General features: G+C 44.2%; 15 protein-coding genes and 1 other annotated feature. Of the genes, 9 read left to right on the top strand and 6 right to left on the bottom strand.

The window, feature by feature from the left end; all coding sequences use genetic code 11:
• Positions 1 to 270 precede the first annotated feature (270 nt).
• The 3 genes from ccpA (at position 271) to motS (ending at position 2,874) form a co-directional block, all read left to right on the top strand.
• Positions 271 to 1,275: a catabolite control protein A gene (gene ccpA, locus ACQXR1_RS12285; RefSeq protein ID WP_014665007.1), complete on the top strand. Its 1,005-nt coding sequence runs from the start codon at positions 271 to 273 to the stop codon at positions 1,273 to 1,275.
• 62 nt (positions 1,276 to 1,337) lie between these two features.
• Complete coding sequence (motP, locus tag ACQXR1_RS12280) at positions 1,338 to 2,156, top strand: flagellar motor protein MotP (RefSeq protein ID WP_071581142.1); 819 nt, start codon at positions 1,338 to 1,340, stop codon at positions 2,154 to 2,156.
• Positions 2,146 to 2,874 (top strand): flagellar motor protein MotS, encoded by a 729-nt coding sequence (motS, locus tag ACQXR1_RS12275; protein ID WP_014665005.1) that lies wholly within the window; start codon positions 2,146 to 2,148, stop codon positions 2,872 to 2,874. The genes motP and motS overlap by 11 nt, the downstream gene beginning before the upstream one ends.
• Before the next feature lie 10 nt (positions 2,875 to 2,884).
• Here motS and ACQXR1_RS12270 read toward each other — a convergent pair whose 3' ends face one another.
• The 3 genes from ACQXR1_RS12270 to acuA are packed head-to-tail and all read right to left on the bottom strand — an operon-like array spanning position 2,885 to position 5,348.
• The gene (locus tag ACQXR1_RS12270; RefSeq protein ID WP_069840130.1) at positions 2,885 to 4,048 is read right to left on the bottom strand and encodes an acetoin utilization protein AcuC; all 1,164 of its coding nucleotides are present in this window, start codon (positions 4,046 to 4,048) and stop codon (positions 2,885 to 2,887) included.
• Positions 4,045 to 4,689 carry an acetoin utilization AcuB family protein gene (locus ACQXR1_RS12265; RefSeq protein WP_014665003.1) on the bottom strand — a complete coding sequence of 215 codons (645 nt, stop codon included), beginning with the start codon at positions 4,687 to 4,689 and terminating at the stop codon, positions 4,045 to 4,047. Before ACQXR1_RS12265 ends, ACQXR1_RS12270 begins: the two co-directional genes overlap by 4 nt.
• Before the next feature lie 26 nt (positions 4,690 to 4,715).
• Positions 4,716 to 5,348, bottom strand: a complete 633-nt coding sequence (gene acuA, locus ACQXR1_RS12260; protein WP_014665002.1) for an acetoin utilization protein acetyltransferase AcuA — start codon at positions 5,346 to 5,348, stop codon at positions 4,716 to 4,718.
• A 159-nt stretch (positions 5,349 to 5,507) separates the two neighbouring features.
• Here acuA and acsA point away from each other — a divergent pair, with 159 nt between their 5' ends.
• The 3 genes from acsA to sr7p all read left to right on the top strand — a co-directional run bounded on the left by acsA (position 5,508) and on the right by sr7p (position 9,097).
• Positions 5,508 to 7,226, top strand: a complete 1,719-nt coding sequence (gene acsA, locus ACQXR1_RS12255) for an acetate--CoA ligase (RefSeq protein ID WP_014665001.1) — start codon at positions 5,508 to 5,510, stop codon at positions 7,224 to 7,226.
• 54 nt (positions 7,227 to 7,280) lie between these two features.
• Positions 7,281 to 7,518, top strand: a binding site (T-box leader).
• Between the two features lie 50 nt (positions 7,519 to 7,568).
• Complete coding sequence (gene tyrS / locus ACQXR1_RS12250; RefSeq protein ID WP_095432436.1) at positions 7,569 to 8,837, top strand: tyrosine--tRNA ligase; 1,269 nt, start codon at positions 7,569 to 7,571, stop codon at positions 8,835 to 8,837.
• Between the two features lie 131 nt (positions 8,838 to 8,968).
• Positions 8,969 to 9,097: a small protein SR7P gene (gene sr7p, locus ACQXR1_RS12245; protein WP_041521401.1), complete on the top strand. Its 129-nt coding sequence runs from the start codon at positions 8,969 to 8,971 to the stop codon at positions 9,095 to 9,097.
• A gap of 21 nt (positions 9,098 to 9,118) precedes the next feature.
• Here the strand turns inward: sr7p and rpsD are convergent, their stop codons facing one another.
• Entirely contained in the window at positions 9,119 to 9,721 is a 603-nt protein-coding gene (gene rpsD, locus ACQXR1_RS12240) for a 30S ribosomal protein S4 (protein ID WP_014664997.1), read from the bottom strand.
• A 294-nt stretch (positions 9,722 to 10,015) separates the two neighbouring features.
• On the opposite strand from rpsD, the gene ACQXR1_RS12235 reads away from it, so the two are divergent.
• Positions 10,016 to 11,755 carry a diguanylate cyclase domain-containing protein gene (locus ACQXR1_RS12235; RefSeq protein WP_430772243.1) on the top strand — a complete coding sequence of 580 codons (1,740 nt, stop codon included), beginning with the start codon at positions 10,016 to 10,018 and terminating at the stop codon, positions 11,753 to 11,755.
• Positions 11,756 to 11,792: 37 nt separating this feature from the next.
• Here the strand turns inward: ACQXR1_RS12235 and ACQXR1_RS12230 are convergent, their stop codons facing one another.
• Entirely contained in the window at positions 11,793 to 12,284 is a 492-nt protein-coding gene (locus tag ACQXR1_RS12230; protein ID WP_243572125.1) for a GAF domain-containing protein, read from the bottom strand.
• Positions 12,285 to 12,410: 126 nt separating this feature from the next.
• Between ACQXR1_RS12230 and refZ the strand changes: the two genes are divergently transcribed.
• Positions 12,411 to 13,034 carry a transcriptional regulator RefZ gene (gene refZ / locus ACQXR1_RS12225; protein WP_014664994.1) on the top strand — a complete coding sequence of 208 codons (624 nt, stop codon included), beginning with the start codon at positions 12,411 to 12,413 and terminating at the stop codon, positions 13,032 to 13,034.
• Here the strand turns inward: refZ and hisJ are convergent.
• Entirely contained in the window at positions 13,031 to 13,837 is an 807-nt protein-coding gene (hisJ, locus tag ACQXR1_RS12220) for a histidinol-phosphatase HisJ (RefSeq protein WP_136654343.1), read from the bottom strand. The genes refZ and hisJ overlap by 4 nt on opposite strands.
• Before the next feature lie 196 nt (positions 13,838 to 14,033).
• Here hisJ and ezrA point away from each other — a divergent pair, with 196 nt between their 5' ends.
• Entirely contained in the window at positions 14,034 to 15,737 is a 1,704-nt protein-coding gene (ezrA, locus tag ACQXR1_RS12215) for a septation ring formation regulator EzrA (RefSeq protein WP_326272938.1), read from the top strand.
• Positions 15,738 to 15,760: the final 23 nt, after the last annotated feature.

Below are 15,760 nucleotides of genomic sequence, written 5' to 3'. Positions count from 1 at the left end.
CAATCCAAAAGGCCGCGCCTGCGGCCTTTTTTTATGCTTTCTCGTTTATTTAGTTATAAAAACCAAGTATACGTTTTCATCATCTATAAAAACGTGTATAATTTCATGAGAAGTAATTAAATTTGATGAATAATGAAAAATAATGTACACTACTGACTTACGCTTACAAATCATAAACGACATAAATTCGGACATTATGACATTTCTCTACATAAAGTGTTTATGCTATAGATAAGGATAAGTGTATCCAGTAAAAGGAGTGGTTTTAGGATGAGCAATATTACGATCTACGACGTAGCGAGAGAAGCTAATGTAAGCATGGCAACCGTTTCCCGTGTCGTGAACGGCAACCCGAATGTAAAACCGACAACACGGAAAAAAGTCTTGGAAGCCATTGACCGTCTCGGTTACCGTCCAAACGCGGTGGCAAGAGGGCTGGCAAGCAAAAAGACAACAACTGTAGGTGTTATCATTCCCGATATCTCAAGCATTTTCTATTCAGAGCTTGCGCGCGGAATTGAAGATATCGCGACAATGTATAAATACAATATTATTTTGAGCAACTCTGACCAAAACATGGAGAAAGAGCTGCACTTATTAAACACAATGCTCGGCAAACAAGTGGACGGCATCGTGTTTATGGGCGGAAACATTACGGACGAGCATGTGGCGGAATTTAAGCGTTCCCCAGTGCCGATTGTACTTGCCGCTTCTGTAGAAGAGCAGGAGGAAACACCGTCAGTCGCTATCGATTACGAACAGGCGATTTATGACGCAGTGAAGCTTTTGGTTGATAAAGGACATAAAGATATCGCATTCGTTTCCGGACCAATGACAGAGCCGATCAACCGCTCGAAAAAACTCCAAGGCTACAAACGTGCGCTTGAAGAAGCGAACCTTCCGTTTAATGAACAATTTATAGCTGAAGGGGATTACACATATGATTCCGGACTCGAAGCGCTGCAGCATCTGATGAGCCTGGATAAAAAACCGACAGCCATTCTTTCTGCAACTGATGAAATGGCACTCGGCATTATCCATGCCGCTCAGGATCAGGGCTTATCCATTCCGGAGGATCTCGACATTATCGGCTTTGATAATACAAGATTAAGCCTCATGGTTCGTCCGCAGCTTTCAACAGTTGTTCAGCCGACATATGATATTGGCGCCGTTGCGATGAGACTGCTGACGAAGCTCATGAATAAAGAGCCGGTTGAAGAGCATATCGTCGAACTGCCGCACCGTATCGAACTAAGAAAGTCAACCAAGTCATAAGAAAAACAAAGAGCAAGCTTCACCTTCATGGTGAATTCTTGCTTTTTTCATGGGGAGAAATGATGAAACGTTTTGATTATCTTACACCTGTTGGATTTGTGTTAGGAACGATTATTATTGTTATCGGGATTATTTCGGGATCGGGAGTAAGCGGTTTCCGCTCTTTTCTTGATCTAACCTCTTTCTTCATCGTAACAGGGGGACTATGCGCCGCTGTTTTTATCAGTTTTCCGCCAAGAGAGCTGAAAAAAGCGCCCTCTGTATTAAAGCAGGCATTCATCCGCCAGGAAGACAATGTGAAAGATCTTGTGAAAACCTTTGTCTCCCTTTCCGATCACGCGCGTAAACATGGGCTTTTATCATTGGATGATCAGGCTCGGGGAATCAAAGATCCATTCTTGAAAAAAGGGCTGCTTTTAGCAATTGACGGCTGGGATGAAGAAACGATTCGGCTTGTCATGGATTCAGAAATCGCAGCAATGGAGGAACGGCACCGCAAAGGACGGCGTGTTTTTGAAAAAGCGGGAGAATTTGCTCCGGCGTGGGGAATGATCGGAACACTCGTCGGGCTCGTGCTGATGCTCAAAAACTTAAATGATCCGCATATGCTCGGACCGAATATGGCAGTTGCGCTTCTGACGACTTTATATGGTTCATTACTGGCCAATATGGTCTTCAACCCAATCGCGTCAAAGCTTGAAGAGAAAACAGAAAGTGAAATTTTCATCAAACAGGTAATGGTGGAAGGGATTATCGGTGTTCAATCCGGAAAAAACCCGCGCAACCTTGAAAGCCAGCTGGTCGTTTTCAGTTCACGGGAAGAATGGCAGAAACAGCCGAATCAAGTAAAAACAAAAAAGGGATCTATACATGAAGCTTAGAAGAGAACGTTTTGAAAGAAGGAACGGAAACGGGAAAAACAGTCAATCTTCATCCAGCTGGATGGTTACCTTTACAGATTTGATCACCCTGGTCCTTGTGTTCTTTATTTTGCTTTTTTCGATGTCCCAAATCGATCTTCAAAAATTTAAAGCGGCAGTCGATTCGATTCAGAAGGATGGCGGCGGGCTTCAGCCGGACCAAACGTCCATAGAAAAAAAGAAAACACCTCCATCCGATGCGAAGAAGCAAGCGGATCAGCAGGATCAGCTTCTCAAGAAAGTAAATACATATATAAAAGACAATCACTTGAAGGCCCAAATGACAGCCAAACGGGATGAACGCGGTGTCGTGCTCGTTCTGCAGGAGGCGGTGCTGTTTGATACAGGTGAGGCAAAGGTGCTGAAAAATGCTGAAACACTTCTTCACCAAATCGCCGTACTTCTTCAAACCATTCCAAATGACATTCAAGTCGAAGGCCATACAGACAGCCGAAACATTTCGACATACCGATATCCGTCGAACTGGGAGCTATCAGCAGCAAGGGCAAGCGGAGTGATTCAATACTTCACATCAAAAGAGAAACTTCCCTCGAAGCGCTTTATTGCTGTCGGTTATGCGGATACAAAGCCTGTAAAGGACAATAAGACAAACGAACACATGAAAGAAAACCGACGTGTGGAAATCGTCATCAAAAAATCAAAAACGACCTCTTCGTGAAGGTCGTTTTTTACTTTGTTCGTTGTTGCTCGGACCGTATCGCATATAATGCTTTGCTGACGGTTTGGGCATTTTTTTCTGTAATTTCAGGTTTGCGGGGAATCGGAGGATATAAATCAGCCGGATCGCTCCAGCTGGACGGCAGGGAGACAGGGCATTGTTTTTGCCATTTAGCGATCCATTCCGGCGGGATCTCGTGTCCCGGATCAATCCCCTTCATTTCAAGCCATATTCTGGCCCAGGCGCGGGGGACAACTCGCCAAATATCATATCCGCCGCCTCCGACTGCAATCCATTTCCCTCCGCAATATTGGTGAGCCAAAGTATGTGCAAGCCGGGGAATTTCTTCGTATATATTGATTGTTGCTGATAAATGCGTCAGCGGGTCGTAGTAATGGGCATCGGCGCCGTTTTGGCTGATAATGACATCGGGCTCGAAATACGCGGCGACTTCTGAAACTGCTGTCCGGTAAGCTTCAAGAAAAGAATCATCCTCTGTAAAAGCGTCAAGCGGGATATTAAAGGAATAGCCATATCCTTTTCCGCTGCCTTTTTCCTGGATCTGGCCGGTTCCGGGGAATAAATACCTTCCTGTTTCATGAATGGACAGCGTGCATACGTCAGGATTATCGTAAAATGTAAATTGCACACCGTCCCCGTGGTGGGCGTCTGTATCAATATAAAGCACTCTGGCGCTGTATTTTTTCTGGATATATTGAATCGCCACAGCGCTGTCGTTGTATATGCAAAACCCTGAGGCTCTCCCGCGAAAGCCATGATGAAGCCCTCCACCAAGGTTTGCCGCATGCAGGGCTTGTCCTGACATGACCCAGTCTGCGGCCGTTAAAGTGCCGCCGACCAAGAGTGATGCCGCTTCGTGCATGCCGGCAAAGACGGGTGTATCTTCAGTGCCGAGCCCGTAGCTTTCTCCTTCTTCAGCGGGAAGCTTTCCGGCGCCCGCAAGCTTTACGGCCTGAATGTAATCATCCGTGTGGACAAGGGCTAGCTCCTCTTCTGAGGCGAGTCTGGGACTGACAATGTCTCCATCATCAAAGGCATTGATCGTCTGAAGCAAATCATATGTTAACAGAACCCGCTGCTGATTAAAGGGATGCTCTTGATGAAACATGTAGGTTTGATAGGATGGAGAATAGATAAATACACTGTCTCTCATAGCAGATCCCTTTGCTCTGACGGCCATACGACGTGGTGCCCATTTCTTTGCAGTTCCTGCAAAAACGGCAGCGGATTCATCGTTTTTACACGGAAGACGAGCACTTTTACACCGGGATCGTCATGCGGATAAACAAGCACGCTTAATATTTTCACTTGAAGGTCTTGGCAAAGGCTGCTGATCTCAGCGAGGCTTTTGGTGATGTCGTTTACTTTTATTTCAATTTGCGAGCCCGGCTGGTCAGCGCCTGTCAATTTGACAAACGTCCGCAGCAAATCGGTTTTTGTCAAAATGCCTACTAATTTTTGATGCTGTACGACTGGAAGGCAGCCGATGCCATGCTCGTAGAACACCGCAGATATTTCTTCGACAAAATCTAACGGGTGGGCGCACACGACCTCTTTTTTCATAATTGAATCTACGCTTCGTGTGAGAAATAGGCTTCGTTTGTTTTCTTCAAAAATACTGGGGCTCGCCTGTTTCATGTCTCTGTCTGTAATCATGCCGATCACGTGTCGTTCTTCATCTACAACAGGCAGATGCCTGATATGGAATTCCTTCAGTTTGCATATTGCTGTTTCAAGCGTATCCGTCTTCGTTAATGTAATGACATCTCTTTTCATGATTTGCTCAACAATCATTATTTTTTCCCCTTTGTCAGTGTCAGTTAATACATATAACGATGATAAAAACGGAGCCTGTCAAATTGTTCAATTGATTCTTGGCTGACGTTTTTTCCGATGCGGGCCATCAGACAGTTTGCAGGGTGGGAGCTGATCTCCGGCTCATCCGTTGCAAACCAGACCAATCCGCCTGCATTCATCATCTTTTCCATGATCTTTCTGTATTCCCACACATCTTTTTTCATCCCTTTTAAATCCCAATGCCAGTAATATTCTGTTGTCATCACAATATAGTTTTCCATTTGTTCATCCATCATGCTGACGGTCAGAAGGGTCTTTCCGACAGCGCATCCCCGATAGTCCGGCGCTACTTCGATGGCTCCGAGCTCAAGCAAATCCTCCATATTTCCTTCAGACCATCTTTCGAGCGGGTCAGGATATAAATACGTGACATAGCCGACAATGGTTCGGCCGTCTCTGGCAATAATAATGCGCCCTTCTGGAAGGCCTGCAATATCGACTAGCGCTTCATGCTGCTCGCGAGGCGGGCGAAATGCGGTTAAATCTTTATGAAACTCATAACCTGCCAAATCCTCTGGAGAGACAGGCCCTTCTATCAGTAAAGAGCCGGTTGCTGTTTTGATGTTTGCTGAATGGTATGTTTTATGATGTTCCACTAATTCACCGTCCCATCAATTCTTATAAAAATACATGCCTTCTTTAAGAATACCAAAATATAAAGCGTTTTCAACATGGTTTATATTTTAAAAATTGAGAAGAATATGAATTTATACTATAATAATTGTGACAACTTCAGCAAAGGGGGATGTTTGGGCATGAATTTGAAAGCGTTACCAGCAATAGAGGGGGATCATAACTTAAAAAACTATGAAGAAACGTACCGGCATTTTGATTGGGCCGAGGCAGAGAAACATTTCTCTTGGCATGAGACAGGGAAACTGAATGCGGCGTATGAAGCGATTGACCGCCATGCCGAATCGTTTCGAAAAAACAAAGTAGCACTTTATTATAAAGACGCAAAACGGGATGAAAAATACACATTTAAAGAAATGAAGGAAGAATCAAACAGAGCCGGGAATGTGCTGAGACGGTATGGAAATGTGGAAAAAGGGGACCGCGTTTTTATTTTTATGCCGAGATCACCCGAGCTTTATTTTATTATGCTTGGCGCTATCAAAATTGGCGCCATCGCCGGGCCGCTGTTCGAAGCATTTATGGAGGGAGCGGTGAAGGACCGGCTTGAAAACAGTGAGGCAAAGGTTGTTGTCACAACGCCTGAGCTGCTGGAGAGGATACCGGCAGACAAACTGCCTCACTTGCAGCATATATTCGTAGTCGGCGGAGAGGCTGAGAGCGGTACAAACCTCATCAATTATGATGAAGCAGCGAAACAGGAGAGCACAAGACTGGATATCGAATGGATGGATAAAAAAGATGGTTTTCTGCTTCACTATACATCAGGTTCCACTGGAACGCCAAAGGGTGTGCTGCATGTCCATGAAGCGATGATTCAGCAATATCAAACAGGAAAGTGGGTCCTTGATTTAAAGGAAGAAGACATTTATTGGTGCACGGCTGATCCAGGCTGGGTGACAGGTACGGTATACGGCATTTTTGCACCGTGGCTGAACGGGGCGACAAATGTCATCGTCGGCGGACGTTTCAGCCCGGAAAGCTGGTATGGAACGATTGAACAGCTTGGCGTCAATGTCTGGTACAGCGCGCCGACCGCTTTTCGGATGCTGATGGGAGCGGGAGATGAAATGGCTGCGAAATATGATCTAACCTCACTCCGGCATGTACTCAGTGTCGGTGAGCCGCTAAATCCGGAGGTCATCAGATGGGGACACAAAGTTTTTAACAAACGAATCCATGATACATGGTGGATGACCGAAACGGGCAGTCAGCTCATCTGCAATTATCCTTGCATGGATATTAAACCCGGTTCGATGGGTAAGCCGATTCCGGGAGTGGAGGCTGCGATCGTTGACAATCAAGGAAATGAGCTTCCGCCATACCGAATGGGCAATCTCGCTATCAAAAAGGGCTGGCCTTCCATGATGCATACCATTTGGAATAACCCTGAAAAGTATGAATCGTATTTCATGCCTGGCGGCTGGTATGTGTCTGGTGATTCTGCTTACATGGATGAAGAGGGATACTTCTGGTTCCAAGGCAGAGTAGATGACGTCATCATGACCTCCGGTGAGCGCGTAGGTCCATTTGAAGTGGAGAGCAAGCTTGTCGAACACCCGGCCATTGCAGAAGCGGGTGTAATCGGAAAGCCTGATCCGGTACGGGGAGAAATCATTAAAGCCTTTATTGCACTCAGAGAAGGATTTGAGCCGTCTGACAAACTGAAAGAAGAGATCCGCCTATTTGTAAAGCAGGGTCTTGCAGCCCATGCGGCTCCGCGTGAGATTGAATTTAAAGATAAGCTTCCGAAAACCCGAAGCGGAAAGATCATGAGACGCGTGCTGAAGGCATGGGAGCTTAATCTCCCAGCCGGTGATCTGTCAACGATGGAGGATTAAAAGGCGACGTTGACACGGGATTTTATTTATGTTAAAAATGATATAGCTTCATATGAAAAGGTAAAGATTGAGACAAGTAGAATATCCTTACGTTCCAGAGAGCTGATGGCCGGTGAAAATCAGCACAGACGGATATATCGAATACACTCATGAACCGCTTTTGCAAACAAAGCCGGCCAGGCTTTCAGTAGTGAAAGAACGGACCTGATCCGTTATCAGGCAAAGTGATAAGGCGAATGTTTTGCATTCTCTTATTAGTAGGGTGGTACCGCGATAATCAATCGTCCCTTCGTGTAAACGAAGGGGCGTTTTTTATTTTAATCAAAAAAGGAGCTTTATCTTATGACAAACTTACTTGAAGATTTATCCTTCCGCGGATTGATTCAGCAAATGACAGATGAAGAGGGATTAAATAAACAGCTGAATGAAGAAAAGATCCGCTTGTACTCAGGTTTTGATCCGACAGCAGACAGCTTGCATATCGGACACTTGCTGCCTATTTTAACACTTCGCCGTTTTCAGCTTGCAGGGCATCATCCGATTGCACTTGTTGGCGGCGCTACGGGCCTCATCGGTGATCCAAGCGGAAAAAAAGCAGAGCGTACTTTAAACACTGCTGACATCGTTTCCGAATGGTCCCAAAAAATCAAAAACCAGCTGTCCAGATTTCTAGATTTTGACGCAGCAGAAAACCCAGCTGTCATCGCAAACAACTTTGACTGGATCGGCAAAATGAATGTGATCGATTTCCTTCGTGATGTCGGTAAAAATTTCGGCATCAATTACATGCTGGCAAAAGACACGGTCAGCTCAAGAATCGAATCCGGCATCTCGTATACGGAATTCAGCTACATGATTCTTCAATCTTATGATTTCTTAAATCTTTACAGAGACAAAAACTGTAAACTGCAAATCGGCGGTAGCGATCAGTGGGGCAACATCACAGCGGGTCTTGAACTGATCAGAAAATCAGAAGAAGAAGGAGCAAAAGCGTTCGGCCTTACGATTCCGCTTGTCACAAAAGCAGACGGCACGAAGTTCGGAAAAACGGAAGGCGGCGCGATCTGGCTTGATAAGGAAAAAACATCACCATATGAATTCTATCAATTCTGGATCAACACAGATGACCGTGATGTTATCAAATACTTGAAATACTTTACGTTCCTATCAAAAGAGGAAATTGAAGCATACGCTGAAAAAACAGAAACAGCGCCGGAAAAACGTGAAGCGCAAAAACGCCTGGCAGAAGAAGTGACATCGCTTGTTCACGGACGCGAGGCGCTGGAGCAAGCCATCAACATCTCCCAAGCGCTGTTCAGCGGCAATATTAAAGAGCTTTCCGCTCAAGACGTAAAGGTAGGCTTTAAAGATGTTCCTTCTATGGAAGTTGACAGCAGCCAAGAGCTTTCACTTGTAGATGTGTTGGTGCAATCTAAATTATCTCCTTCTAAACGTCAAGCGCGTGAAGACATCCAAAACGGAGCTGTTTACATTAACGGCGAACGCCAGACAGAAATAAATTATACCCTATCGGCTGAAGACCGTATCGAAAATCAATTTACTGTTCTGCGCCGCGGAAAGAAAAAATATTTCCTTGTGACATATAAATAAGAAAAAGATCCTTTGCCACTGAAGGCAAAGGATCTTTTTGTTTACCGCATAGGAATGAAAGGAAAAGAGTATATTAGATAGGGCAAACACGATCAACCACATCACCTTTTAAAAGAAAGGAGCGCTAAAGCGTGAATCTCATGTGCACGATTGCTAAAGAACGGATACAGCGGGATTATTGGGAGCGGCAGGCGCAAGATAGTGTTGGCCAGCAAGAGGCGAAAGACGAAACAGACGATAAAAAAACCCCAACCGCATAGCGGCAGGGGTTTTTAAAACGATTAACGAGAGTAGAACTCAACGATAAGCGCTTCGTTAATTTCCGGAGCAAGTTCAGAACGCTCAGGAAGACGAGTGAAAGTACCTTCAAGCTTTTCAGCGTCGAAAGTAAGGTATTCAGGAACGAAGTTGTTCACTTCAACAGATTCTTTGATGATAGAAAGGTTTCTTGATTTTTCGCGAACACCGATTGTTTGACCAGGCTTTACTTGGTAAGACGGGATGTCAACGCGGCTTCCGTCTACAAGAATGTGACCGTGGTTAACCAATTGGCGAGCTTGACGGCGAGTACGTGCTAAACCTAGCTTGTACACAACGTTATCAAGACGAGAATCTAAAAGAACCATGAAGTTTTCACCGTGTTTACCAGCTAGTTTGCCAGCTTTGTCAAACAAAGTGCGGAATTGGCGTTCGTTTACACCGTACATGTGACGAAGCTTTTGCTTTTCTTGCAATTGCAAACCGTATTCTGATAATTTTTTACGTTGTCCTGGGCCGTGTGGGCCTGGAGCGTAAGGGCGTTTTTCTAATTCTTTTCCTGTACCGCTAAGAGAGATTCCTAGACGGCGGGACAGTTTCCAAGATGGACCTGTATAGCGAGCCATAATGTGACTCCTCCTTTGGTTTTATTTTTGTGGAAAATAAAAACCGTCTGCTCTATTCGACCATGCACATTTTGTTTTCATGTATCCTCGCTCCAGCAGCAGAGAGTTACACGATACACCTTATGGATAAGGAACAAAATGAAAACATAGAAGCTGAACAAAAAGGCTGCAATATTTCACACAAAGGTCATTATATAATTTATTTGTTTTGAAGTCAACCGTTCCTCCATTATTGCTTCACCGTTTATGATATAATAAACAAAAATTAGTGGTAAACTTTTAGGTGATAAAAACATGGTAGAACAAACTAAAGATCAATTATCCGCCTTTCATTATCATATGCTCGATTTTTTATTAACCAAATCGGAAAAAGTCACATTCACCGACTCTTTCATATGGCTGACTTCGGCTATTCAAACCTATTTTTCAACCCTTTGTGTTTCGCTTACACCGTCATCATCAGACTTTGTGACAAAACTGGCAGATGGTGAAGCCCGTTTTTCCGTTTCAAAAATAAACACTTCATGTTATCTGATAGAGGACGGCTCAGGCAGGCGTTTCCATCTTGCTTGCAGGCAGGATGAAGAGATTCCTGAAGGGCTTCCGGATGTAGTTGCTTCATTTTTAAACCAGTCGATGAAACAAGAAAGACTCTATAACAAAACGATCTACCAAAAAAAAATATACAAAATGACAGAGCTGTTCCATTCACTGCTTGATCAGACAGATGTGCTGAAGCAGCTTTTAGAAAGCTTGACAAGCACATTTTCTCTTTTTGAGTTTTCTTTATTTATATCGCACGATCAAGATCAATGTTTAGGGGTTCCTGCAAAAGAGCTGTATATGGAAGGGGAGAAATCCGATTCCTTTGCGCTCAAAGTGTATTTGTCCGGGGATATTTTGCGAAAAAATGAATCGGCCGCCTATATTCCAATCAAAGGACAGCAGGGCACATATGGGGTTTTGAAAGCTGAGGGAACGGGCGACAGCTTTCTTACTGATTCCTGCCTTGATGAAATGTCGCTGTTAGCAAACGCGGCGGGAAAAGCGTTTGAAAATGCCCAGCTCTACGAACAATCAAAAGCAAGCATCGCAAATTTGGAATTGATCAATGAAACATCACGCCGCTTGAATCAGCGGCTGACACTGACTGATACAATGAATGATCTGGCTGTGAGAATGGCAGAATCGTTTCAGGCAGAAGAAGTGGGATTTTTTCATATCGACCATTTTGAAAATCTAGCATTGCTCCCAGGAAGCACAGCATTTTTTAAAGAACAGAAGCCATCAGACTTTTATAATGAGCTGAAAGAAAAGCTGTATGAAGGTGAAAAAGGGGTTTTCATCGGGAATGGCCAGTCTGTTTTTGGGCAGGCGGGGTACGGCTCGCTGATGGCTGCTCCGATGATTCAAAACGACCGTCTTTTAGGCTTTGCGGTTTTATTGAAACAGGAGCTATACGCTTTTACATTTGAAATGTACAAGCTGTTTCAGGCGCTGATTCATCACGCGACACTGGCTGTAACCAATTCAATGCTTCGCGACCGTTTGGAGCATCTCGTAAAAACAGATCAGCTGACTGAACTGTATTCACGGGCGTATTTAGATGAAAAAATTCAATACAGCATGAAAATCCACCAAAAGGGTGTTTTTATTCTTGTTGATATTGATAATTTCAAGAATGTAAATGATACGTACGGCCATCAGACTGGGGACGAGATTTTAATTCAAGTTGCTTCAGTGATTAAAAGCAACATCCGAAAGCATGATGTCGGTGCCCGCTGGGGAGGCGAGGAGCTTGCGGTTTATTTGCCCAATGTGCCGGTTGCGGTGGGGAAACGGATTACCGAGCGGCTGGTTTATGCGGTCAGAAAAAATACGAAACCCAAGGTAACCATTTCCTGCGGTATCTCCTGCTGGACGACAGAAACAAGAAAGTCTCTTAAAGAGCTTGTGCATGAAGCTGATGAAGCACTCTATAGCGCGAAACGGAGCGGGAAAAACCGCTTGATGATTCATGATTCAATAAAATGAAAAAAGCCCAAAACGATGTCAGTTTTGGGCTTTTATATTACTGCGCTAATGCTTTTTCTAGCTTTTCGGCAAATTGAGTTAAGTATTTTTCATCAATTTCGTCGAAACGGTTTTTCACTGGGCTGTCGATGTCTAAGACGCCGACAATTTTTCCGTCTACACGAATCGGAAGCACAATTTCTGATTGAGACGCTGCATCGCAGGCGATATGTCCCGGAAACGCGTTTACATCCTCCACACGCTCCACTTTTCCGTTTGCGTACGCTGTGCCGCAAACCCCTCTGCCGAAAGGAATCCGTACACATGCCGGAAGGCCTTGGAATGGACCTAACACAAGCTGTCCATCCTCTTCTTTGGCAAAATAGAAACCAGCCCAGTTGACCTCAGGCAGCGAATGATACAGCAATGCTGAGGCATTTGCATAGTTAGCTATTGGATCTGTTTCGTCTTCGGTCATGGCTTCGAGCTGTTTTAGCAGAAGCTGATAGTCTTTTTCTTTATCTCCAGATTGTTTTTCGACATGGAACATGGAAAACCCTCACTTTTTCTATAATATAAAACAAAGTTCCGGCTTTTCTGCCGGCATTTGTCGATAAGTTCTTACAGGAACAGCGGCTTCCTGCTTGAATAATATCAAGAGGAAGGAGTGAGCCGTATGAAAGTAAGCACCAAAGACAAAATTATTGAATCTGCTGTCATGCTTTTTAACCAAAAAGGATTTTCTGGCACGTCTGTCCGTGAAATCGCAAAGTCAGCTGATGTAAATGTTGCGCACATCTCCTACTATTTTAAAGGCAAAGGAGGCTTGATGGAACACTTAGTTTCAGAGTTTTATGAAGGCTACAGCAAAACGCTTGAAACAGCGGCAAGCAATATCTGTTCTCAAAGCACGCAGGAACAGCTTCTCCAATTGGTTTTCGATATTTTATCCTATCAGCATAATCATCGTCAATTAACTCGTTTTGTCTACCGGGAAGTCACAATTGACTCCACGTTAATCAGGGAAATTATGTCGACATATTTAATGAAGGAAAAGTATATCTTCCAGCTGATCATTGAGGAAGGAGAAAAACAGCGTGAACATTTAACACTGCCGCTGCCTCATTTTATTCTTCAATTAAAATCTCTCTTGATGATGCCCTATCTCCAGCCTCAATATATTTCAGAAGTGCTCTACATGCAGCCGCACGAGCCGTATTTTTATAAAATGTATTTTGAAGAGATCAAGATTTGGATCAAAAGCGTCTTCCGGACAGGAGACGTGGCGCTCACCAATTAGCATCGTTCCAAAAACGCCTCATACGCATATCCGACATCTCCCGCTTGATGGGCATCAGACCCAAACACAAGCGGGATCTTCTTTTGCTTCGCTTCATTCAGCATCCAATCCTCGATATAAATACCGCCAGCGTACATTTTTCTTAAGCCGGAAGTATTAAAGTCGAGCTCCATTCCATTTTTTTCAATGGCATCCAGACACTCAGAAACGAGACCGCGAATATGCTCTGACATGCTATACGGAAACAGCTTGATGAATTTTTGGACGAGTGTGATGTGACCGACTCTTTTTGGCTTATAGACGCCGAGAGATGCTACAATGGAAGAATAGATACTCCGGTAATATTGTTCATATACAGCTTCAATGCTTCCGCAGGCTGAAATCAGCTCTTTAAAGGTATGCTCGTCATAATCAAGGCACAGATAGGAAGAGCCTGTGCGCAAAAAATGAACGGATAAGATGCTGTCATCTAAATATGGCCCGTATGTATCCAGGAATAATGTAATTTCATCTTCAAATCCAGCAATATAATCGACTTCAAGCCCCGTCCGGATAGAAAGCTGTCCGCCATACTCTTTTTTTAATCCGGAAATTTCATGAATATAGCGTTCCAAAGAAGCTTGCGCCATCGCGCTGTCCTTCAGCGGGGTGGGATCGGTGAAAGAGGGCGGCAATGGGGCGTGTTCGGTAAAAGTAATCGATTCGAACCCTTTTTTTAAGGCTTCTTCTGCATATTGTCTGAGTGTGTCATTGGAGCCGTGAGGGCAAAATGGTGTGTGAATATGTCCGTCTCGCTTTTGCATTGATGTCACCCCATGAAAAAATAGTAAAATCCTGCCGATTTTGCACAAAAAGTTTTTGATTTCTGGTCAAAAAATGTTTGTTACATGGTATCATAATAACAATGAAAACGACAGTTTTTCTCAATACATATCCTGAAATCTTTCTGAATAAATAAAACACCCTGACAGATTAAGGTAAACAGCAAGGGGGCTCATTATGGAGTTTGTCATTGGATTATTAATTGTACTGCTTGCGCTGTTTGCGGCAGGCTACTTTTTCAGGAAAAAAATCTACGCCGAAATCGACCGGCTGGAATCGTGGAAGATTGAAATTCTGAATCGGTCGATCGTGGAAGAAATGTCCAAAATTAAACATTTAAAAATGACGGGTCAGACAGAAGAGTTCTTTGAGAAGTGGCGTGAAGAATGGGATGAGATTGTCACAGCCCACATGCCGAAAGTTGAAGAGCTCCTTTATGATGCCGAGGAAAATGCAGACAAATACCGGTTTAAAAAGGCCAATCAAGTGCTCGTTCATATCGACGACTTGCTGACAGCGGCGGAATCAAGCATTGAAAAGATTCTTCGGGAAATCAGCGACCTTGTCACAAGTGAGGAAAAGAGCCGTGAAGAGATTGAACAGGTGAGGGAGCGCTATTCGAAATCTCGAAAAAACCTGCTGGCATACAGCCACCTTTACGGGGACCTTTATGACAGCCTTGAAAAGGATCTGGACGAAATTTGGAGCGGCATCAAACAATTTGAAGAAGAAACAGAAGGCGGAAACTATATTACTGCACGAAAAGTATTGCTTGAGCAGGACCGGAATCTTGACCGGCTTCAGTCATACATAGATGACGTGCCGAAGCTGTTAGCTGATTGTAAGCAGACGGTGCCAGGCCAGATTGCAAAGCTCAAGGACGGCTATGCCGAGATGAAAGAAAAAGGGTACAAGCTTGAACATATCCAGCTTGATAAGGAATTAGAAAATCTGTCAAATCAGTTAAAACGGGCGGAGCATGTCCTGATGACTGAGCTGGATATTGATGAAGCGTCCGCAATTCTGCAGCTTATTGACGAAAATATTCAATCTGTTTATCAGCAGCTGGAGGGCGAAGTTGAAGCCGGTCAATCTGTACTAAGCAAAATGCCTGAATTGATTATTGCTTATGACAAGCTTAAAGAAGAGAAAGAGCATACGAGGGCGGAAACTGAGCTGGTGAAGGAAAGCTACAGGCTGACAGCCGGCGAGCTCGGCAAACAGCAGGCTTTTGAAAAGCGCCTTGATGGAATTGGCAAGCTGCTATCATCTGTTAAAGATAAGCTTGATGCAGAGCATGTCGCCTACTCACTTTTAGTAGATGAAGTTACTTCAATAGAGAAGCAGCTTGAAGAAGTGAAAAAAGAGCATGCCGAGTATCGTGAAAATCTGCAAGCGCTCAGAAAAGAAGAGCTTCAGGCGAGGGAGACGCTCAGCAATTTGAAAAAAACAATTTCTGAGACAGCAAGACTGCTGAAGACAAGCAACATTCCAGGCATTCCGGGCCATATTCAAGAGATGCTGGAGAACGCGCATCATCACATTCAAGAGACAGTCAATCAACTAAACGAACTTCCATTAAATATGGAAGAAGCCGGAGCCCATTTGAAGCAAGCAGAAGATATCGTCAACAGGGCAAGCCGGGAATCAGAAGAACTTGTCGAGCAGGTCATCCTCATTGAAAAAATCATTCAGTTCGGAAACCGGTTCAGAAGCCAGAATCATATTTTATCTGAACAGCTGAAAGAAGCGGAAAGACGTTTTTATGAATATGATTACAGTGAAGCGTATGAAATAGCAGCAGCCGCAGTTGAAAAAGCCGCACCGGGTGCTGTCCGAAAAATAGAATCGCAAAAGACAAAAGAGCATCAATACCAATAAAGAGTATATAAAAGGCCGGCGCA

The organism is Bacillus sp. ATD, assembly GCF_050585765.1.
Classification (GTDB): Bacteria; Bacillota; Bacilli; order Bacillales; family Bacillaceae; genus Bacillus; species Bacillus stercoris.
This window is presented reverse-complemented; position numbering and strand designations above follow the sequence as displayed.